Origin of the sequence: Sphingomonas sp. PP-F2F-A104-K0414 (assembly GCF_004340945.1) — a bacterium.
GTDB lineage: Bacteria > Pseudomonadota > Alphaproteobacteria > Sphingomonadales > Sphingomonadaceae > Sphingomonas.
In genome coordinates, this window is record NZ_SLYD01000005.1 from 436,246 (window position 1) to 457,209 (window position 20,964).

Here is a 20,964-nt window from a genome sequence, read left to right on the forward strand (position 1 = left end):
CCGTTGAATCGCGTCGTTTGCGAGACCCGTACCGTAGCGCTAGGAGCGGCGCATGACCCGAATTCCCCTTACGCTCTATAACAGTCTCTCGCGCGCGATCGAGACGTTCCGGCCGAACGATCCGACCAATGTCGGCATCTATTCATGCGGGCCGACGGTCTACAACTACGCACATATCGGCAATTTGCGCGCTTACGTCTTCACCGACACGCTGAGCCGCGTGCTGACGTGGAAGGGCTATCCGCTCACGCACATCATCAACATCACCGATGTCGGGCATCTGACCTCGGACGCGGACATCGGCGACGACAAGATGGAGGCGGCGGCGCGTGCGAGCGGCCAGGATATCTGGGCGATCGCAAAGCACTATACCGATGCGTTCAAGCAGAACCTCGTCGACCTGAACATCCGCGAGCCGAGCAAATTCCCGCTCGCCACCGATCATATCGCCGAGATGATCGCCTTCGCGGAGTCGATTGCCGAGCGCCATTGCTATGTCCTGCCCGACGGCCTGTACTTCGATACGACGACGGTGCCCGATTATGGCCGCCTCGCGCGGTCGCAGGACGATGCGGGCGAGAGCCGGATCGATCCGGTCGCGGGCAAGCGCAACCCGCAGGACTTCGCGATCTGGCGAACATCGGCCGCTGGCGAGAACCGCCAGATGGAATGGGATTCGCCCTGGGGTCGCGGGGCGCCAGGCTGGCATCTCGAATGCTCGGTGATGAGCAAGAAATATCTCGGCGCGACGTTCGACATCCACACCGGCGGGATCGATCACCGCGAGATCCACCACCCGAACGAGATCGCGCAGAACCAGGCGCATTGCGACTGCGGCGATACCGGCGCGACGCTGTGGATGCACAACAACTTCCTGGTCGAGCGGTCGGGCAAGATGTCCAAATCGGGGGGTGAGTTCACCACGCTGCAGACGCTGATCGATCGCGGTTTCCACCCCCTCGCCTACCGTCTGATGTGCCTTCAGGCGCAGTATCGCAGCGAGCTCGAATTCTCGTGGGAGAACCTCGCCGCAGCGCAGACGCGGCTGAAGCGGCTGGCGATTACCGTCGATGCATTGCGCCAGCGACCGCCGGGTGGACCCTCGGGGAGCGCCCTCGCCTACCGCGACCGGCTCGATGCCGCGGTGTCGGACGATCTCTCGACGCCGCGCGCGTTGCCGATCCTCGACGAGATGCTCGGCGACAAGCGAGTCGCGCCGGCGGATCGGCTGGACGCGCTGATCGATTTCGACGCGGTGCTGGGGCTCGACCTGGCGACGATCCGCCGCGAGGATCTGCGTATCCGCCCGGTCGACGCGAAGCTGGACGAGGCGACGATCGACGCCCGGCTCGAGGAGCGGCGGGACGCGCGCGTGGCGAAGGATTTTCCGCGATCCGATGCGATCCGCGACGAACTGGCGGCGGCGGGCGTCGAGGTGATGGACGGAGATCCGCTCGGCTGGGACTGGAAGCTCGGCTAGAGGCTCAGCGGAAGCCGAGCCAGTATAGCAGGCCGATGTTGACCGCGAGCAGCGGTAAGGCGGTCGGTATCTGCGCGCGGATGACGGCGTTCTTGTCCTTCAACTCGAGCAGCGCGGCAGGGACGAGATTGAAGTTGGCCGCCATCGGCGTCATCAGCGTGCCGCAGAACCCGCTAAGCATACCGATCGCGGCGACCACCGCGGGATCGCCGCCGTAATGGCGCACGAGCAGCGGGATGCCGATCGCCGCGGCCATCACCGGGAACGCGGCGAACGCGTTGCCCATGATCATCGTGAACAGCGCCATGCCGAGCGTGTAGGCGAGCACCGCGCCGATCAGGCTCCCTTCGGGGATCGCGTGGCCGGCGAGACCGCCGACGACGTCGCCGACACCGGCGAGCGCGAAGACCGCTCCCAGGCTGGCGAGCATCTGCGGCAGGACGGCGGCCCAGCCGATCGCATCCATCAGCCTGACGCCTTCTGCGAGCGGTGTCGCGATGCGGGGGCGGAACCAGAGCTGCATTGCGATGAGCGCGATCAGGACGCCGCAGGTCAGTGCGACGAGCGTTGCCTGTTTGGGATCGACGAGGCTCGGGACGGCGCGGAAGAGGACGGTACCGCCGAGTGCCGCGGCGGGGATGATCAGTGCGGGCAGGAATATCCGGTTGCCGAGCCGCGTGGCTTCGGCGCGGCGCTCGTTGAATGTGGTCGTGGCACGCCCACCCCGCCCCATCGCGCCCGATCCAGCGATCGCGACGAGCGCGAGGACGAGAACGCCGTTGCCGATATCGCCCAATCGCCCACCAAACAGGAAGCTGATCGCCAGCACCGCGTAGAACGCCGCGTTGCCGAAACGCTTCGGGTTGGTGCGGTCGGTCGCGCTCAAGATCGCGAATGCTGCGAACATCAGGCCCGCAACGCCGTAGATGAAGCCGGTGCCGATCACTTGGCGGATCTCCGGGCGCGCGCCAGTCGGCGATCGAGCAGCCAGAGGCGGAAGCCGTGGATCAGGAACGCGGCGATCGCGGTCGGGATCGCCCACATCGAGAGGTGGAGCGGCTGGATGACGATGCCATAGCCCTCCAGCACGCCCTTCATCAGCAGGATCGAGCCGATCGCGATGAAGATGTCCTCGCCGAAGAACAGCCCGATATTGTCCGTGGCGGCGGCCATTGCGGGGATGCGGTCGCCGCCGGGTGGCACTCCCTGGGCTTCGGCGGCGGCTTCGGCCATCGGGGCGACCAGCGGGCGGACGCTTTGCGCCGGGCCGGCGATCGAGGTCAGACCGAGGGCTGCGGTGAGCTGGCGGAACAGCAGGTAGCCGATCAGCAGTCGCCCGACCGTCGCGCCGCGGAGTTTGCTGATCGCGAGCCGAGCGCGTTCCTGGAGTCCGTGGCGTTCGAGCATCCCGATCACTGGGAGGACGATGTAGATCACCGTGACGTAGCGGTTCTCGTTGAACGCCTTGCCGAACGCGGCGAGGATCGCGAGCGGGGCGATGCCGGCGGCGAGGCCGGTCACGAGTGCCGAGACCGCGACGACGAGCAGCGGGTTGAACCGGAGCAGGAAGCCGGCGACGATCACCGCGATGCCGCACAGGACCAGCATGCCGTCTAGCGTGCCTGTTTCGCGAGATCGGCGTCGAACGCGACCTTGGCCTTCGCGACGATCTTCGGGAGTAGCGTGGGGTCGACGAACGCGGTGGTGTCACCGGCTCGGTGGCGTTTGCCCCGTGCGATCACGTCGGCGAGTTCGGGGTGCGAGGGGAGGACGATGTCGGCGGGCAGCGTGCCGAGCATGGCGATGCTGCGGCGGTAGTCGGCGACGATGCCGGGATACGCGCGGTTGCCGATCAGGCGGTTGCCCGCGACGCTGACGCTGCATGGGAACACAACGTTGAGGGCGCGCAGCTTGGCGGGGATTTGCATCGTCCAGGTCGTGCAGCCGGGCGTGTGCCCCGGCGTGGCGCGTGCGGTAAGCGTGACATTGCCGAGCGTGACCTTGTCCCCATCGCGTACGCCGCGGTCGACATGGACGGGCGGGAATCGGATGACCCCGTAGTTGGTCTCGCCGGGCGGTACGCCGGTTTCGAGCGCGCGGACATCGCGAGCGCCGGCGACCACGCGAGCGCCGGTTGCGCGCTTGAGCGCAGCGACACCCGCAGCGTGATCGAAGTGCGCGTGCGTGACCAGGATCAGCTTTACGTCGCGCGGGCGTGCTCCAGCGGCGGCGATGTTGCGTTCGATCATGCCGGCATTCTCTGCGAGTGTGCTGTCGATCAGGATCGCGCCTGCGCTGGTCTTGATGAGGTAAGCGGCGATACCTTCGCTGCCGACATAGGTGATCGGGCCGGCGATCGGGAACGGGGCGTGGGCGCGCGTCCAGGCTGGCGGGTCGGCCCCGCCGAGGAGCAGCGGTGCGCTGGCGGCGATCGCTACAGCGCCGACCAACGACCTTGCGCGAAAGCCGAACGATCCTCCCCCGCCAGGGGGAGGTGGCAGGCGTAGCCTGACGGAGGGGGCGGAATGCGATGCCATCTGTTTCATGTCCTCCCCCTCCGTCTGGCAAGAGCCAGACACCTCCCCCTTGCGGGGGAGGATCGCGTAGTGCGCGTCTAGCTTATTCCCACTCGATCGTGCCGGGCGGCTTCGAGGTGTAATCGTAGGTCACGCGGTTGATGCCCTTGACCTCGTTAATGATCCTCGTCGCGACGCGCGGCAGGAAGTCGCCGGGGAACTGGAACGCCTGCGCGGTCATGCCGTCGGTCGAGGTGACCGCACGCAACGCCAGCACGTTGTCGTAGGTGCGGCCGTCGCCCATCACGCCGACGCTGCGGACTGGCAGCAACACCGCGAACGCCTGCCAGATCGTATCGTAGAGCCCCGCCGCGCGGATCTCCTCGAGGTAGATCGCATCCGCTTTCCGCAGGATGTCGCAGCGTTCCTTGGTGACTTCGCCGGGGATCCGGATCGCGAGGCCGGGTCCTGGGAACGGGTGGCGACCGACGAAGATCTCGGGCAGGCCGAGTTCGCGGCCGAGCACGCGGACCTCGTCCTTGAACAGCTCGCGCAACGGCTCGACGAGCTTCATGTTCATGCGCTCGGGGAGGCCACCGACATTGTGGTGGCTCTTGATCGTCACCGAGGGACCGCCGGTGAAGCTGACGCTCTCGATCACGTCCGGGTACAGCGTGCCCTGCGCAAGGAACTCGGCGCCACCGAGCTTCTTCGCCTCGGTGTCGAACACGTCGATGAAGGTCTTGCCGATGAACTTGCGCTTCAGCTCGGGGTCCGTGATCCCGGCGAGGCCGCTGAGGAACAGCTCCTCGACGTTCACGTGGATCAGCGGGATGTTGTAGGCGCCGCGGAACAGGCTGACGACCTGCTCGCTCTCGCCCGCGCGCATCAGGCCGTGGTCGACGTATACGCAGGTGAGCTGCTCGCCGATCGCCTCGTGGATCAGCACAGCCGCGACCGCGGAGTCGACGCCGCCCGACAAGCCGCAGATAACGCGGCCCTTGCCGACCTGCGCGCGGATCTCGGCGATCTTGGTCTCGCGGAACTCGGCCATCGTCCAGTCGCCGCTCAAGCCGCAGACGTGGCGCGCGAAGTTGGCGATCAGCTTGCCGCCATCGGGGGTGTGGACGACCTCGGGGTGGAACTGGACGCCGTAGAAGCGCCGCGCCTCGTCGGCGACGATCGCGTAGGGCGCGCCGGTCGAGGTGGCGACCGGGGTGAAGCCGGGCGGGATCGCGTCGACCTTGTCGCCGTGGCTCATCCAGACCTGGTGGCGTTCGCCCTCGGCCCAGAGGCCGTCGAACAGCGCGCAGTTGGACTTGACCTCGATGAACGCGCTGCCGAACTCGCCGCCATCGCCCGAGACGATAACGTTGCCGCCGAGCTGTGCGGACATGACCTGCTGGCCGTAGCAGATGCCGAGGATCGGGATGCCCGCCTCGAAGAAGCGCTGCGGGACGCGTGGGGAGTTCTCGGTGGTGACCGAGGCGGGGCCGCCGGAGAGGATGATGCCCTTGGGCTGCATCCGGTCGAACGCGGCCTCGGCGGACTGAAAGGGGGCGATCTCGCTATAGACGCCAGCCTCGCGCACGCGGCGGGCGATCAGCTGGGTTACCTGGCTGCCGAAATCGACGATGAGAATGCTGTCTGGGTGCTCCATGTCGGGCGCATAGCCGGATGGAGGCCTTAACGAAAGAGGCCGCGCCTCCCGGATGGGAAACGCGGCCTGCAATTCGACTGGTACGAGGCGGGGATTATGCCGCTTCGTTGTAATCCTCGTCGGACATCACCGGACCCGAATCCTGGCCCTTTGCCGAGACGTCGCGGTCGACGAACTCGATGACGGCCATCGGCGAGGCGTCCGACATGCGGATGCCGGCCTTGATGACGCGGGTGTAGCCGCCGTTGCGATCCGCATAACGGGTCGCGAGCGTGTCGAACAGCTTGATCAGCTGCGCATCGTCGAGCAGCTTGCCGTGCGCGAGACGACGGTTGGACAGGCCACCCTTCTTCGCGAGCGTGATCAGCTTCTCGACGTAGGGACGCAGTTCCTTCGCCTTGGCGACGGTGGTGGTGATCTGCTCGTGCTTGATGAGCGCGGCGCTCATGTTGCGGAACAGGGCAAGACGGTGGGCCGAGGTCCGCTGAAGCTTACGGCCGCCTACGCGATGGCGCATGTTTAATACCTTTTCGTTCGTTCAGGGGCCGTGTGAGGTACCCGGGAGCTGGTGGGGACGAAGAGCCCACCCAAATTACCGTCATCCCAGCGAACGCTGGGATCTCCATGAGGAGCGGACCGGACCCGAACCGCGATACCCCAGCTTCCGCTGGGGTGACGGCATGGGGTCCGGAAGCGCTTACCCCATAATCTCTTGCTCGAGCTTCTTGGCCATCTCTTCGATGTTCTCAGGTGGCCAGCCGGGGATTTCCATACCCAGGCGAAGACCCATCGACGACAGCACTTCCTTGATCTCGTTCAAGGACTTGCGGCCGAAGTTAGGCGTACGCAGCATCTCGGCTTCGGTCTTGCCGACCAGATCGCCAATGTAGATGATGTTGTCGTTCTTGAGGCAGTTCGCCGAACGCACCGACAGTTCCAACTCGTCGACCTTCTTGAGAAGGTAACGGTTGATCTGCTGGGTGTCGCCTGCGGGCTCCGCACCACCGGCAGCGGGTGCTGCCTGGCCGATCGGGGCCGACGAACGCGTGACCGACGAATCGTCGAAGTGGACGAACAGCGCGAGCTGGTCCTGGAGGATGCGCCCTGCGTAACCCACAGCGTCTTCCGGGGTGATCGTGCCGTCAGTTTCGATCGTCAGCGTCAGCTTGTCGTAATCCAGGTCCTGACCGACGCGGGTCGGGTCGACCTTGTACGAAACCTGACGTACCGGCGAGTACAGCGCATCGACCGGGATCAGACCGATCGGCGCATCGGCCGGGCGGTTTGCGGTCGCGGGCACGTAACCCTTACCGATGTCGGCGGTCAGCTCCATGTTGAGCGTCGCACCCTCATCGAGGTGGCAGATCACGAGATCCTTGTTCATGATCTCGATGTCGCCCGAGACGGCGATGTCGCCGGCCTTGACTTCACCTGGACCCGTTGCCGAGAGCTGGAGGCGCTTCGGCCCCTCGCCCTGCATGCGGATCGCGATCTGCTTCACGTTGAGGACGATGTCGGTCACGTCCTCGCGGACGCCGGCCAGAGACGAGAACTCATGCAGCACGTTCTCGATCTTGATCGAGGTGACGGCCGCGCCCTGCAGCGACGAGAGCAACACGCGACGCAGCGCGTTGCCGAGCGTCAGGCCGAAGCCACGCTCGAGCGGCTCGGCGATGAAGGTCGCCTTGCGCTTGGTGTCGCCACCGGCCTTTTTCTCCAGGCCGCTGGGCTTCTTGAGTTCCTGCCAGTTCTTTGCGTTGACAGACACATGCTTCCCCTAATTTGGGGGCCGGCGAACGGGTGTGTCCGCCGACCAATAAAATACACCCGTGCGGCGCGATCAACCGCGCACGGGAGGCGGAGAATCAGACGCGACGACGCTTCGAAGGGCGCACGCCGTTGTGCGGGATCGAGGTCACGTCGCGGATCGACGTGATCTGGAAACCGACTGCCTGAAGCGCGCGCAGTGCCGATTCGCGACCCGAGCCGGGGCCCTTGACCTCGACTTCGATCGTGCGGACGCCGTGCTCGGCGGCCTTCTTGCCGGCGTCTTCCGCTGCGACCTGGGCCGCGTACGGAGTCGACTTGCGCGAGCCCTTGAAGCCCATTGCGCCGGCCGACGACCACGAGATCGCGTTGCCCTGGGCATCGGTGATCGTGATCATGGTGTTGTTGAAGCTGGCATTCACGTGAGCGACGCCAGAGGTGATGTTCTTGCGCTCGCGCCGCTTAATGCGCTGAGGTTCGCGTGCCATGGTGTATTTCCTGACCTGTATCTGCGTGACGCCGGGCGGCCCGTTGGGACCAGCGCCGGCGGAGTAATCCATTGAAAAAGTGGATTACTTCTTCTTGCCGGCGATCGGCTTGGCCTTGCCCTTGCGGGTGCGCGCATTGGTATGCGTGCGCTGGCCGCGGACCGGGAGGCCCTTGCGATGACGCAGGCCGCGATAGCAGGCGAGATCCATCAGGCGCTTGATGTTCATCGAGGTCTGGCGGCGCAGATCGCCCTCGACGGTGTGATCGGCGTCGATCGTCTCGCGGATGTGCAGGACTTCCTGGTCGGTCAGGTCCTGGACGCGTGCGGTATCGGCGATGCCGAGCTTCGCGACGATTTCCTTGGCCTTGGTCGAACCGATGCCGTGAATATAGGTCAGCGCGATCACCACGCGCTTGTTGGTCGGGATATTAACACCCGCGATACGTGCCATGAACTTGGTTCTCCTGCTCCACGAGGTCCGGCATGGCTGCACAGACCCCATCTCTTAGCGATGAACCGAAACGCACGATAGCGACGAACGCAAACAAGCGCCGCCGGAACCGTCGTGTCGGGGAGAATTCAACTAGGGGCGCGCAAACGCGCTGTCAAGCGAGCGGTTCCGCGTGGAGCGGCACGGCCTGGCGCATCTTGAGCCAGCGACGGAACGAGACGACCGTCCAGATTAGCTCGACCACCCCGAACGGCCAGGCTCCCTGGAGGAAACCGTAGATCGAGCCGAGCACGCACCCGAACGCGAAGCCGAGCGTCCACCAGTGGGAACCGGCTTCCTTGGCGTAGCATAGCAGAGTGAAGGAGACCGCGGCTAGGCCGAATAGGGAGAGGGAGTCCATTTGCGACCTTGTGCCCGGGATGGCGAGCAAAGGCTATGTTTGGCCGGTTACGCCCCGTCACCCCGGACTTGTTCCGGGGTCCACCGTGCCGCGAACTCCACGCCCCGAGTTCGCGGAACGGTGGATGCCGGAATAAGCCCGGCATGACGGAGGAGACGGCCCACTACCACGAAGCCAATGTGCAAGATGGAAGGAGGATGACGCGCCCTCCCCACGCGTCATCCCGGACTTGATCCGGGATCCGGAGCCATGAGCGGGGCCGCACTAAACTCTGGATCCTGACTTTCGTCAGGATGACAGAATTGAGCGGTCATTCGCCGTTCGCGCCCGCTTTGTTCCGCGCCAGTACGTGTGCTCGTTCCCAAGCGTCGGTGCGAAGCGCGTCGAACTGTTCGTTGTCTTCCGCTGGCGCGACGCCATCGGATTGCAGGATCACGTCGTTCAGCGATCCCATTCCGGCGTAGAGACGCAAAAGCCGGTCGACGCCATGATAGTCGGACCGTGCGATACTCGATCTGCACCGCTCGATCTGCTCGGCCCATCCGCCGTCACCGTGCAGCCTTAGCAATCTCGTCATTGCTTCGAGCGTTCCAACGAGCTGATCAACATCAGAGTGCAGTGTCATTTTCGCCTGAACAGCTTCTCGATGTCACCGTGGGCGAGTTTTACCCAGGTCGGGCGCCCGTGGTTGCATTGGCCGGAATGGGGGGTGACTTCCATTTCTCGGAGCAGCGCGTTCATTTCCGTCACAGACAGGATGCGGCCGGCGCGGACGGAGCCGTGGCAGGCCATCGTGCCGGCTACTGCGTCTAGGCGCTCCTTTAGAGAGAGGGCTTCGTCGAAGGCGGCGAGTTCGTCGGCGAGGTCGGTGACGAGGCCTTTGGGGTAGCTTTGGCCGAGCAAGGCTGGGGTAGCGCGGACCAGCATGGCGTGGGGGCCGAAGCGTTCGAGGTCCAGGCCGAATTCGGAAAGCTCTTCGGCGCGGGATTCGAGGCGGTCGCAGGCGGATTCGTCGAGTTCTACGACTTCGGGGATCAGAAGGGCTTGGCTCGCGATGGTGCCGCCGATCAGGGCTGCGCGCATGCGTTCGAGGACGAGGCGTTCGTGGGCGGCGTGCTGGTCGACGAGGACGAGGCCGTCTTCGGCTTCGGCGACTATGTAGGTTTTTGCGACTTGGCCGCGCGCTACGCCCATCGGGAAGGCGGTGGTTTGGGGCGGGGGTGCCCAGGCGGGTTCGGCTCTTGCCTGCGGGGGCGATGCGAAGAAGGTCGGGCGGGAGTCGTTGACCGCGCCGTAGTGACGGTTTTCCAGCGGGAGCCTTTGGGGCGTGCCCTCACCTTCCCATCCGCTTTGCGGACGGGCCCCTTCCTCTCCCCCGGGGGGAGAGGAGATGTTTTCTGGTTGCCACATCGAGAGGGCAGATTCGCTGGCGCGTTGGCTGCGGTGGCCGGCGGCGTCTAGGGCTCGGCGGAGGCCGGAGACTATGAGGCCTCTGACCATCGCCGGATCGCGGAAGCGGACTTCGGTCTTGGCGGGGTGGACGTTGACGTCGACCTGGTCGGTCGGGATGTCGAGGAACAGTGCGACGACGGCGTGGCGGTCGCGCGGGAGCATCTCGGCATAGGCGCCGCGGATCGCGCCCATCAGCAGGCGGTCCTTCACCGGGCGGCCGTTGACGAAGAGATATTGGTGGTCGGCGATGCCGCGATTGTAGGTCGGCAGGCTGGCGACGCCGCCGAGTACCAAGCCTTCACGTTCGAGATCGATCGCGACCGAATTGTCGGCGAGCGCGCGGTCGGTGAGTGTCGCCACCCTGCCCGGCCGGTCCTCGACCTGCATCGCCGACAGCGCGCGGCGACCGTCATGCTCCAGCGTGAAGCCGATATCCGGCCGAGCCATCGCGAGCCGGCGGACGACGTCGAGGCAGGCGGCATACTCCGCGCGGGGGGAGCGGAGGAACTTGCGGCGCGCGGGGACGCGCGCGAACAGGTCCTCGACCACGACGCGCGTGCCGGGCGGGAGCGCGGCCGGGCCTTCGCGCTCGACGCGGCCATTGTCGACGGTTCGTGCCCAGCCCTCGGCGCCGCGAATCCGGCTTTCGATCGTCAGCCTCGCGACGCTCGCGATCGAGGGCAGCGCCTCGCCGCGAAAGCCGAGCGTCACGACCGATTCGATAAACTCGTCGGGCAGCTTGGAGGTGGCGTGGCGTTCGAGCGCCAAGGCCATGTCCGCGGGGGTCATCCCGCAGCCGTCGTCGGCGACTTCGATCCGCGAAGTGCCTCCTTCTACAAGGAGAATCGCGATGCGGCCCGCGCCTGCGTCGATCGCGTTTTCGACTAACTCCTTCAACGCGCTGGCGGGTCTTTCCACCACTTCACCGGCGGCGATGCGATTGACCAGATGCTCGGGGAGACGCCGTATTGACATGGGTTTGCGTCTAGACCAAGCGACGGCATCCCGCGACCCGCAAACGCCACTTAAATAGTATAGGCACCCGGTGCTCGAAACCACCGGCGGGCTCCGCGAGATGATGTGTGTGCGCATGTTTTTGCTGGCGGTTCGCCCGTCCGGCGGACTGGATACGGGACCCTGATTGAATGGCCTTCTACTCGCGTTTCTTCAAGTTCATGTCGCACGACATGGCGATCGACCTCGGCACCGCGAACACCGTCGTCTACGTCCGTGGCCGCGGCATCGTCCTGAACGAGCCGTCGGTGGTCGCGGTCGAGACGATCAACGGGATCAAGCGCGTCAAGGCGGTCGGTGACGACGCCAAGATGATGATGGGCAAGACGCCGGGCAACATCGAGGCGATCCGGCCTTTGCGCGACGGCGTGATCGCGGACATCGACGTCGCCGAGCAGATGATCAAGTATTTCATCCAGAAGGTCCACGGCCCACGCAAGTTCGCGCGCTGGCCCGAGATCGTGATCTGCGTGCCATCCGGCTCTACGAAGGTCGAGCGCCGCGCGATCCGCGATGCCGCATCGAACGCGGGCGCGTCGCAGGTCTGGCTGATCGAGGAGCCGATGGCAGCCGCGATCGGTGCGGACATGCCGGTCACCGAGCCGATTGGTTCGATGGTCGTCGATATCGGCGGCGGCACGACCGAAGTCGCTGTGCTGTCGTTGCGCGGTCTCGCCTACACGACCTCGGTGCGCGTCGGCGGCGACAAGATGGACGAGGCGATCGTCTCCTATGTGCGCCGCAACCATAACCTGCTGATCGGCGAAGCGACGGCGGAGCGGATCAAGAAGGAGGTCGGCATCGCCAAGCCGCCGGTCGACGGCATCGGCATGATCATCCAGATCAAGGGCCGCGATCTCGTCAACGGCGTGCCCAAGGAGATCCAGATCAACCAGGGCCAGATCGCCGAAGCGCTCAGCGAGCCGGTCGCGACGATCGTCGAGGGCGTCCGCGTCGCGCTTGAGAACACCGCGCCGGAGCTGGCCGCGGATATCGTCGACCAGGGCATCGTGCTCACCGGTGGCGGCGCACTGCTGCAAGGTCTGGACGAGGTGCTGCGCGACGAGACCGGACTGCCGGTGACGGTCGCCGAGGACCCGCTGACCTGCGTCGCGCTCGGCACCGGTCGCGCGCTCGAGGATCCGTTGTTCCGCGGCGTGCTGATGAGCGGCTAAGAGTTTGTTTTTGCTTTAAGACACGCGGACACGAAATCGCGTCGTCCGAGTCGCGGGGGATCTGGCCCTCGCGGTTCGCCGGCGCCCGAGACAGGGGGACAGGCGCATGGCGCCAGCCCGCGACCGGCGCACGGGGTTTTCCCGGCGTCGGCAATATGGTGTGTTCATGGGCTATGTGCTCGCCGTCGCTGGTGCGGTGGTGGGCCTGGTGCTGCTCGTCGCGTCGACGTTCAATCCGCCCGCGTTTTCCGCGCTGCGGATGGGCGTGGCGGGCGTGACGACGCCGGTGTCGACCGGGCTCGCTACCGTAGGCACGTCGATCTCGGGCATTCCCGATGCTATCGGCAATTACTTCTTCGTGAAGCAGGAGAACGTCGCGTTGCGCGCCGATCGCGAGCGGACGCGGGCGCTGCTGATGCGCGCGCGGACGATCGCGTATGACAACCGCCGATTGCGCAGCCTGCTCGCTATCCGCGAACGCTCGACCGCGCCGGTGGTGACCGCGCGGCTGGTGAGTTCTAGCGCGTCGAGCGGGCGGCGTTATGCGCTGCTAAACGCCGGGCGCTGGAGTGGTGTGCTACCGGGCATGCCGGTGCGCGGCCCCGATGGGCTGATCGGCCGCGTCGTCGAGACAGGCCCTAACGCGGCGCGCGTGCTGTTACTGAGCGACGGCGACAGCATCGTGCCGGTCCGCCGCACGCGCGATGGGATGCCGGCGATCGCGGCGGGGCGGGGCGACGGGATGATCGACATCCGCTCGGTGAATGCCACCAACGTCCGCTTCAACGCGGGCGACCTGTTCGTGACGACCGGCACCGGTGGCATCTACGCGCCGGGCGTTCCCGTCGCGCGCGTGACCAAGGCTGGGTCGGACTCGGTGATGGCGCGCGCGTTCGCCGATCCCGACACGCTCGATTTCGCACTGGTCGAGCGGATGTTCATGCCGGTGCCCCCGCCCCGCCCGGTAGCGCAGCAATGAGTCGCGCTCGCGTCGTCGACAGCGTCGACTACAAGCCGTTCGAGACCAAGATCCCGGCGGGCCGGTCGCGTGCGATCCCTTGGCTGACGGTGATGGCCGGATCGCTGATCACGATCATCCCGGTGGTCGCAACGATCCCCCTTCTCCCCCCGTTCGGGTTCGTCATGCTGCTCGCGTGGCGCCTGCTCGCGCGGTTCGCGTTCAAGCCCTGGGCCGCCGCGCCGCTTGGTTTCTTCGACGACCTCGTCAGCGGCCAGCCGCTCGGCAGCGCGGTGCTGATGTGGTCGCTCGCGTTCGTCGCGATCGACATGATCGAACAGCGGCTTGCGTTTCGCGACTACTGGCAGGACTGGCTGATCGCCGGCGGGCTGATCGCCGCGTGCATCCTGGTCGGGCGCTTCATCGCGGTGCCGGTCGGCGCGCATGTCGACACGATCCTGATCGCGCAGATCGCGGTCACGATCCTCATGTTCCCGCTGGCGGCGCGCATCGTCGCGGCGATCCAGAACAAGCGCGGTGCCGAGTGAGGAATACTCCGCGGATCGTCACCGAGATGTCGCAGGCGTACAGCTTCTCGCGGCGTGCGTGGATGCTGGGCGCGGCGCAAGGCGGCGTCGGGCTGCTGCTCGCCGGCCGCATGGCGTGGCTGTCGATCGCGCAGAACGAACGCTACACGCAAATGTCGGAGAGCAACCGCGTCAACATGACGCTGCTGCCGCCGCGTCGGGGCTGGATCGTCGACCGCCACGGCGTGCCGATCGCCAACAACCGCACCGATTTCCGCGTCGACATCATCCCCGACCGCCTCCGCGACAAGGAGCGCGTGCTGCCGCTGCTCGGCCGCATCCTCCAATTGCCCCCGGAAGAAGTCGAACGGATCGCGATCGACCTCGAACACGCGGCCGGGTTCCAGCCCGTCCAGGTGGCGGAGAATCTCGACTGGGAGCGGTTCGCCGCGGTCAGCGTCCGGCTGCCAGAACTGCCCGGCGTCGCGCCCACCCGCGGGTTCGCGCGCAGCTATCCGGCGGGCGCCGCGGTCGCGCACCTGACCGGCTATGTCGGCGTGCCCAACGCCGAGCAGTACAAGAAGACGCGCGACCCGCTGCTCGTCACGCCCGGCTTCAAGCTCGGCAAGGACGGGCTCGAGAAGATGCTCGAGACCGAGCTCCGCGGGGTCGCCGGTGCAAAGCGCGTGGAGGTCACCGCGCGCGGCAAGCTGGTCGCCGAACTCGCGACCAAGCCCGACGTCCCCGGCAAGACAGCACGGCTGACGATCGACGTGGGGCTTCAAGAGTACGCGGCAAGGCGGCTCGGCACGAACTCCGGATCGGTCGTCGTGCTCGACACCCGTACAGGCGAGATGCTCGCGATGGTGTCGATGCCGGCATACGATCCGAACAGTTTTTCGGACGGGATCAGCCATCTCGAATGGCAGATGCTGAGCGACGACGATCACGTGCCGCTGATGAACAAGGTCACGCAGGGGCTGTATCCGCCGGGCTCGACCGTGAAGCCGATGAACGGCCTCGCGCTGATGAACGCGGGCGTCGATCCGTCGACCCGCGTCAATTGTTCGGGGGCGATGCGGCTCGGGACCAGCGTGTTCCATTGCCACAAGAAGAGCGGCCACGGTCCGCTCGATCTCAAGAACGCGATCATGCAGAGCTGCGACATCTATTTCTACGAGATGGCGCGGCGGGTCGGCTACAACGCGATCGCGCCGATCGCGCGCACGCTGGGGATGGGCCAGAAGTTCGACCTGCCCTTCTCGACGCAGCGTTACGGCACCGTCCCTGATCCGGCGTGGAAGCTGAAGAAGTACAAGCACGACTGGACCGTTGCGGATTCGCTCAACGCGTCGATCGGCCAGGGCTATGTGCTCGCCAACCCGTTGCAGCTCGCGGTGATGGCCGCTCGCCTCGCCTCAGGCCGCGCGTTGCAGCCGAGCATTCTCGCCGGCCAGGTGCACCGCGACTCCCCTGCCCTCGCGATCGATTCCGAACATCTCGCGCGCGTTCGCGATGCGATGTTCGGGGTGATCAACCAGGGCGGCACCGGCGGCGCGGCCAAGCTGCTGATCCCCGGCGTTGCGATCGCTGGCAAGACCGGTACCGCGCAGGTCCGCCGCATCACGATGGCCGAGCGGCGGTCGGGCGTCCTCAAGAATGGCCAGCTGCCGTTCAAGATGCGCGATCATGCGCTGTTCATCGGTTTCGCGCCCAGCGACAATCCACGCTATGCCCTTGCTGTGGTGCTCGAACATAACGGCCATACCGTGCGTAATCTCGACACGCCGATGATTGGCCGCGATATCATGACCTATATGCTCGACCGCGAGCGGGCGCTGAAATCGCTCGCCGAGGTCGAACCGACCTGGGGCGGCGACATCCGCACGCGCATGGCGGCGACCGCGGAGACGTACCGAAAGGCGCAATCCGCGCCGCCTGCGGCGATCGCGACCAAGACCGACGCGATTGTCCCCAGCGACGCGCCTGCGGTCGAGAACGCCACCGACATGGCCAACGCGACGCAGGAAGCCCTCACCACGCCCGGCAATACCGTCGCCGAAGATGATTCAAGGGACCGTCAGCCGTGAACCGCATCGTCCCCGAACCGCTCGCCAAGCTGCCGTGGATGGTCATCCTGCTGGTCGTCGCGATCGGCTGTTTCGGCCAGATCGTGCTCTATTCCGCAGCGGGCGGCTCGCTGCACCCCTGGGCGCTGTCGCAGGGCATCCGCTTCTTCGTGCTGCTGGCCGGCGCGATCGGGCTCTCCTACGTCCCCGAGAGCGTCTGGAAGGCGGGGTCGTTGCCGACCTACGCTATCCTCGTCGTCTCGCTTGTCGCGGTCGAGGTGCTGGGCAAAGTGTCGGGCGGGTCGCAGCGGTGGCTCGACCTCGGCTTCATCCGTTTGCAGCCGTCCGAGTTCATGAAACCCGGGATCGTGCTCGCCTGCGCCAAATTCTACGACATGCTCCCGCCCAACGAGACGCGACGGTTCGGCGCGATCTGGCCTGCGGCGATGCTTATCGGCGTGCCCGCGGCGTTGGTGATGCTCCAGCCAGATCTCGGCACCGCGCTGATGATCTGCGCGGGCGGCGCGACGGTGATGTTCCTCGCCGGCATCCCGCTGCGGCTGTTCGTCGGCGGCGCGATCGCGGCGGCGGTGGCGATCCCGCTCTCGATCAACTTCCTGCTCCACGATTACCAGCGCAACCGCATCCTGATCTTCCTCGATCCCGAAAGCGACCCGCTCGGCACCGGCTATCACATCAGCCAGTCGAAGATCGCGATCGGCTCGGGCGGAATCTGGGGCAAGGGCTTCCTCCAGGGCACGCAGAGCCATCTCGACTATCTCCCCGAGGGCCATACCGACTTCGTCTTCGCGACGATGGCGGAGGAATGGGGGCTGGTCGGCGGCTGCCTGCTGATCCTCGCCTTCCTGCTGGTGATCCGCTGGGGGATCGAGGTCGGCCAGCGCGCGCAGACCCGCTTCGGCCGCCTGACCGCGGCCGGGCTGTCGACGACGATCTTCTTCTACGTCGCGATCAACCTGATGATGGTGATGGGCCTGGCGCCCGTCGTCGGCATCCCGCTGCCGCTGGTGAGCTTCGGCAGCTCGGCGCAGATGACCGTGCTGCTGTGCCTCGGCATCCTGATGTCGATCGACCGCCAGAACCGCAAGACGGTCGGTTGGTAGGTCGAAAAGCGGCCTGATCCGTAAAAAGACCGCGTATTTGACCAAAACGGACTCGGATCGACGAAAAGGGGGTTGCGGGTCCCGATGAGTCTGCTAACAGCGCGCCTCCAGCAGCGGGGCGCCACACCAGGGCGCCACTCAAAACCGCCCCGGAATGGACGCATAGCTCAGTTGGTAGAGCAGCTGACTCTTAATCAGCGGGTCCTTGGTTCGAGCCCAAGTGCGTCCACCACCTTCAAACTCGCGGGAAACTGCCGTTTCTAGGCCGTTCACTCTCGAGCGAAACCCCTCCCTTTTTTCACCGTGTAACCACCCGGTACCCACGGTGTGTGAGTTCGGCCCGTCGCGCTTCGTCACAAGCCCGGCCTAGGCACCGACCAACATTGCTATTAATAACGCGGTATCGCGCCGCGACGTTCGTACCAGCGCGCGACAAACGTCTGCGCCGCCGCTCGGCTGTTCTGGCGTTGCAAACAGTGCCGCCCGTCGTCGCGGTATCGCAACGTACGAACCCTACAAATGCGCGCAGGCGCGGGTGCGTACTGCTCCCTAAGGGCCTTCCGCGCATCGGTGGGCCGGGTTAGTCTAGCTGTCATGAACCTACGCCAGCTTGCCAACGAAGAGTCCAATCGGCTCTCCAACCTTTTTTTAGGGTTCACGGTCGCGGCAATCGCGTTCGGTGCGCATGAGGTTAGCCAGTGGGAGCCGTCTAAGTCTGCCGCCATTGCGCTTGTGGCCGGGATGGCCTGGGCAGGTAGTTTTCTTGCCGGTGTTGCCCGCGGGCACGCCGTCTTTGACGCTATCCGGGCGAACGGAGCGATGAACGAGGGCGGCGAGCGACACCCACGGTTTGGCGAGACCAGAGACGCCTTCAACAACGCAAATCGGCGCGCAGGACAGGCATACACTTGGCAACGCTGGCTCTTGTTCGGCGGCGCCACCCTGTTTGCCGTAGCGGCACTCGGTCACGTGCTCGAGCGAGTAGACGTCGCCAATGAAAGGCGATGCCTTGCCATACAACGCGACATGCTTGCCGCTCAGCCACGCCGTCGCGATGATGCCGAGTTGTTTAGAGCGTTTGGCTGTCGACCGCAGGGCGAAGGCAGCGTGTATGCGCGACCGGTCACGAACAGGCACTCGGAGTGAGTAGCGCTGCCGCCTTAAAGTGAGGATCGCGGCCGGTACAACTGGCGCTTCGCGTGCAGCATCGGGTCCTTGCTCCGAATGTCGTTATCGCACGTCACGCGACTTCCTATGGCGCTAAACCCATCCGCTCCGCATACTGGCGGAATGCCAAGACCCAGCAAGAAGGCGGTTGCCGCCGCTAGAGCCTCCCTCGCTCGATCACACGCCGCGCGTCGGCTGACGCATTCTCCGCGCCGCCTACATGTCGAGGGTCTCGGCATGCTTGATGCGCATAATGACGGTATGATCTGGGCGTGCTGGATTGCAGGGACGTTGACCGGCCTGGTCGCGAAGCAGATCGACACGGTAGTCGCTGTAAACGGGGTGTTCGTTGCGATTGGAGTCTGGCGGTTCGGCGCCGCCTATCGTGATCGGGTCGATAGAGATCTCAAACCGCTATCTAGAACCACAGGTGCCAACATCGACGACTCCGAGGAAGTCGAGTCTGCCATCCAAGGCCTATATCGCGACGCCGAAAAAATGGCGGCGCGCATGATCATCACCGGGACGGTCATTGGAGCGGTCGCACCCGTGCTCTGGCGTTTGGCAGGGTTTAAGTGAACATCGAGGCAATCCGACGTTGCGGGTGACGATCATGCGCGATGATAAGGCTGGTTCCGGAGTTGATCGAACCGGGCAGTTATGGCCTTCCACATCGTCACTGTGTCCCACTCGCCGGCGATCGCAGCGGCTCCAATCGTTTGAGCTATGTGTCGGGGTGCGCTGTCGCCGTGGTCTCGCTCGACCTTCAGCGCGATAGCCCATAGCTCGTGTTCGGACGCCATGGCCTATTATATCCACTTCGCCGTCTCGGCATCAAGGCCGTCGCGCTGGGGGTCAATAAGCGCGATGTGATCGCCACAGAACATCTCGCTTCGATCAGTAGCCTAGTAGGGTCGGGGTACCGAAGCCGCAGAGCTTCGAAAACTTACGACATCCTCAGTCGAACATTCCTTCGGTCACATATCCGCGGTCGACTATCTTATAATGAGCCTTAGGATCGCGCTGATATTTTGGACCCTCGAAAGTGAGAAGGCCTTTTGTAACCAGCTTATCTAGGTCTTTCTTTGAAGTGCTCCACCGGCGCCCGGTCAGGCGTTCCGCTTCGGCAACTTGGATGGTTCCGTTATTAAATGCATACCCTACAATCTGAATCTCGTGTTCTGCCAGCTGCTTCCACAGATCTACGCCGCAATATGTCGCAACGTCTTTATCTGTAGATCGCTTCCGCGTCTGGTGGTCATTCCGGAGAGTTACGCGCACAGATACTCCATGCATAGTCTCTTGCGAAAATGTTGGAGCTGGAAGATTGTACCGTTCCATACTTTCTCGCATCCGGCGCGTTCCCTCTCTCGTCATTTGGACAAACCCTAAATAACGGAGAGCCTCCATCAAGTGTGGATTGCGGGACGCTCTATGGTGATACACGTTTTCAGCATTAACGGGCGGCACAAAACCTCCCGGGCTTTCAATCTCCAGCCTATCCGAGAAAAACTTTACGGTTATTTCCGAACCACTGAAGCTATAAGACCGGTGAACTAGCGCATTGATTATCGCCTCCAGCCAAGCATGGCGCGGGTATTCTGGCGTAGTAACAAACTTGCCGTCACGGCTCAGCCATGTCACGTTGTAGTTTAGGTCAGCGATACTGACGCCAGCCTTCTGCAATATTGCCGGGATATTTCCTTCAACGTAATAATCTCGGAGGGGGCGGAAAGTCTGCCCGCTGCCTTCCTCGGTGCCTTCAAAGCGCTGCACGCGCAATCTACAGCCAGCATGTTGATAACGCGGATCTTTCGCCGCAAACAGTACGAGACAATTGAGGGGTATGACTCCATCAGCATCCCGCAGCAGTAGATGCCGGTCTACTAAGACATCTTCATTCGACCAGTCCTTCCCCTCCCGCTCTCTAAAGTTATCGCAAAACTCCTGAATGATAGCCGCGTCAAAGTCCCTAGGATAATTAAACATACCGCCCGGACGTTGCTCCCACGACCGCTCATGACGAGTAGACCGAAAATCATCTCTTTCCTCAGGAGACATACGGTGCTTCGTATCGCCCCTCCGTATGAAAGCCTCGTTCTTGTTGGTTTCAACGAGAACACCTCTGTAAGGAACGTACATCAAGACGACGAAGTCCGGCTTCCCGTTGATGGGTGTAGCGATCCGACGGGATTCAGGAGCAGCATCAGGGCACTTCTGGAGATGAAATTTTTCAAGGTTATTCAGTTGGTCTTGACTTAGATTTGCACATCCAGAAACCGTGCCATCGTCCTCGACGCCGACTAAAACGATGCCGCCATCCACCGTGTTCGACCACATGCTTAGGTATTCGGCCAGAATGTCAAAATGGATCTTACGAGCCGATTTTCGTTCAAGTCGCCTGTCTTCGAGAAACGCATCTAGGTTCAAGCTGTCCAGCTTGAGCCATAGGTCACGGGGGGACCAGGTGGCCGCGTGGTTTTTGTCAAATCCGAATAACGAAAGCTGCTCGCCTGCCATACCATATCTGGTGTGACGAGCACCTGCTCATCACACTACCCCTTGATTTTCGTTTCCTCGCACACTGTGTGACGAGCTCGATGCTCTACTATGCTGGGATTCGTGGGCGAAGAACAGCGCCAACCGTGCCGCACGGGCATAGCCGGGGCTCAGTGGCGGGAGGCATCGACGGTTAGTATGTGGCTGGACAAGCA

The 20,964-nt window shown here is 64.3% G+C and carries 20 protein-coding genes and 1 tRNA gene; 8 read left to right on the forward strand and 13 right to left on the reverse strand.

Annotated features, from left to right (window positions below):
* The first annotated feature begins 52 nt into the window (after positions 1 to 52).
* Positions 53 to 1,480, forward strand: a complete 1,428-nt coding sequence (gene cysS, locus C8J46_RS14550; protein ID WP_132740544.1) for a cysteine--tRNA ligase — start codon at positions 53 to 55, stop codon at positions 1,478 to 1,480.
* 4 nt (positions 1,481 to 1,484) lie between these two features.
* Here cysS and C8J46_RS14555 read toward each other — a convergent pair whose 3' ends face one another.
* From C8J46_RS14555 to mutL, 11 genes are all read right to left on the reverse strand, one after another.
* The gene (locus C8J46_RS14555) at positions 1,485 to 2,426 is read right to left on the reverse strand and encodes a DUF979 domain-containing protein (protein ID WP_132740547.1); all 942 of its coding nucleotides are present in this window, start codon (positions 2,424 to 2,426) and stop codon (positions 1,485 to 1,487) included.
* Positions 2,423 to 3,088 carry a DUF969 domain-containing protein gene (locus C8J46_RS14560; protein ID WP_132740550.1) on the reverse strand — a complete coding sequence of 222 codons (666 nt, stop codon included), beginning with the start codon at positions 3,086 to 3,088 and terminating at the stop codon, positions 2,423 to 2,425. The genes C8J46_RS14555 and C8J46_RS14560 overlap by 4 nt, the downstream gene beginning before the upstream one ends.
* Positions 3,089 to 3,093: 5 nt before the next feature.
* On the reverse strand, positions 3,094 to 4,026 hold the full coding sequence (gene bla, locus C8J46_RS14565; protein ID WP_243643407.1) for a subclass B3 metallo-beta-lactamase: 933 nt from the start codon (positions 4,024 to 4,026) through the stop codon (positions 3,094 to 3,096).
* 73 nt (positions 4,027 to 4,099) lie between these two features.
* Entirely contained in the window at positions 4,100 to 5,656 is a 1,557-nt protein-coding gene (gene guaA / locus C8J46_RS14570) for a glutamine-hydrolyzing GMP synthase (RefSeq protein WP_056482672.1), read from the reverse strand.
* A gap of 94 nt (positions 5,657 to 5,750) precedes the next feature.
* Positions 5,751 to 6,173: a 50S ribosomal protein L17 gene (rplQ, locus tag C8J46_RS14575; protein ID WP_056047937.1), complete on the reverse strand. Its 423-nt coding sequence runs from the start codon at positions 6,171 to 6,173 to the stop codon at positions 5,751 to 5,753.
* Positions 6,174 to 6,353: 180 nt separating this feature from the next.
* Positions 6,354 to 7,424 (reverse strand): DNA-directed RNA polymerase subunit alpha, encoded by a 1,071-nt coding sequence (locus C8J46_RS14580; RefSeq protein ID WP_031395236.1) that lies wholly within the window; start codon positions 7,422 to 7,424, stop codon positions 6,354 to 6,356.
* A 97-nt stretch (positions 7,425 to 7,521) separates the two neighbouring features.
* Positions 7,522 to 7,911 carry a 30S ribosomal protein S11 gene (gene rpsK / locus C8J46_RS14585; protein ID WP_031395237.1) on the reverse strand — a complete coding sequence of 130 codons (390 nt, stop codon included), beginning with the start codon at positions 7,909 to 7,911 and terminating at the stop codon, positions 7,522 to 7,524.
* 84 nt (positions 7,912 to 7,995) lie between these two features.
* A complete protein-coding gene (rpsM, locus tag C8J46_RS14590) occupies positions 7,996 to 8,364 on the reverse strand; it encodes a 30S ribosomal protein S13 (protein WP_056015521.1) in 369 nt (122 codons plus the stop codon).
* 154 nt (positions 8,365 to 8,518) lie between these two features.
* Positions 8,519 to 8,764 (reverse strand): hypothetical protein, encoded by a 246-nt coding sequence (locus tag C8J46_RS14595; protein ID WP_132740553.1) that lies wholly within the window; start codon positions 8,762 to 8,764, stop codon positions 8,519 to 8,521.
* A gap of 310 nt (positions 8,765 to 9,074) precedes the next feature.
* On the reverse strand, positions 9,075 to 9,341 hold the full coding sequence (locus C8J46_RS14600; protein WP_132740556.1) for a hypothetical protein: 267 nt from the start codon (positions 9,339 to 9,341) through the stop codon (positions 9,075 to 9,077).
* A gap of 44 nt (positions 9,342 to 9,385) precedes the next feature.
* Positions 9,386 to 11,191, reverse strand: a complete 1,806-nt coding sequence (gene mutL, locus C8J46_RS14605) for a DNA mismatch repair endonuclease MutL (RefSeq protein ID WP_132740559.1) — start codon at positions 11,189 to 11,191, stop codon at positions 9,386 to 9,388.
* Between the two features lie 170 nt (positions 11,192 to 11,361).
* On the opposite strand from mutL, the gene C8J46_RS14610 reads away from it, so the two are divergent.
* From C8J46_RS14610 to C8J46_RS14635, 6 genes are all read left to right on the forward strand, one after another.
* Positions 11,362 to 12,405 (forward strand): rod shape-determining protein, encoded by a 1,044-nt coding sequence (locus C8J46_RS14610; protein ID WP_055878614.1) that lies wholly within the window; start codon positions 11,362 to 11,364, stop codon positions 12,403 to 12,405.
* 106 nt (positions 12,406 to 12,511) lie between these two features.
* A complete protein-coding gene (gene mreC / locus C8J46_RS14615; protein ID WP_132740562.1) occupies positions 12,512 to 13,384 on the forward strand; it encodes a rod shape-determining protein MreC in 873 nt (290 codons plus the stop codon).
* Positions 13,381 to 13,911, forward strand: coding sequence for a rod shape-determining protein MreD (mreD, locus tag C8J46_RS14620; RefSeq protein ID WP_132740565.1), 531 nt, complete (start codon positions 13,381 to 13,383; stop codon positions 13,909 to 13,911). The genes mreC and mreD overlap by 4 nt, the downstream gene beginning before the upstream one ends.
* A gap of 26 nt (positions 13,912 to 13,937) precedes the next feature.
* Complete coding sequence (gene mrdA, locus C8J46_RS14625; RefSeq protein ID WP_207894194.1) at positions 13,938 to 15,980, forward strand: penicillin-binding protein 2; 2,043 nt, start codon at positions 13,938 to 13,940, stop codon at positions 15,978 to 15,980.
* A gap of 38 nt (positions 15,981 to 16,018) precedes the next feature.
* A complete protein-coding gene (rodA, locus tag C8J46_RS14630; RefSeq protein ID WP_132740894.1) occupies positions 16,019 to 17,083 on the forward strand; it encodes a rod shape-determining protein RodA in 1,065 nt (354 codons plus the stop codon).
* A 156-nt stretch (positions 17,084 to 17,239) separates the two neighbouring features.
* Positions 17,240 to 17,315 (forward strand) — tRNA-Lys (locus C8J46_RS14635).
* A 416-nt stretch (positions 17,316 to 17,731) separates the two neighbouring features.
* Here the strand turns inward: C8J46_RS14635 and C8J46_RS20880 are convergent.
* On the reverse strand, positions 17,732 to 18,220 hold the full coding sequence (locus C8J46_RS20880) for a hypothetical protein (RefSeq protein ID WP_165886559.1): 489 nt from the start codon (positions 18,218 to 18,220) through the stop codon (positions 17,732 to 17,734).
* 267 nt (positions 18,221 to 18,487) lie between these two features.
* Between C8J46_RS20880 and C8J46_RS14645 the strand changes: the two genes are divergently transcribed.
* Complete coding sequence (locus C8J46_RS14645; RefSeq protein ID WP_132740574.1) at positions 18,488 to 18,829, forward strand: hypothetical protein; 342 nt, start codon at positions 18,488 to 18,490, stop codon at positions 18,827 to 18,829.
* Between the two features lie 378 nt (positions 18,830 to 19,207).
* Here C8J46_RS14645 and C8J46_RS14655 read toward each other — a convergent pair whose 3' ends face one another.
* A complete protein-coding gene (locus C8J46_RS14655) occupies positions 19,208 to 20,770 on the reverse strand; it encodes an ATP-binding protein (protein ID WP_132740580.1) in 1,563 nt (520 codons plus the stop codon).
* Between the last annotated feature and the right edge of the window lie 194 nt (positions 20,771 to 20,964).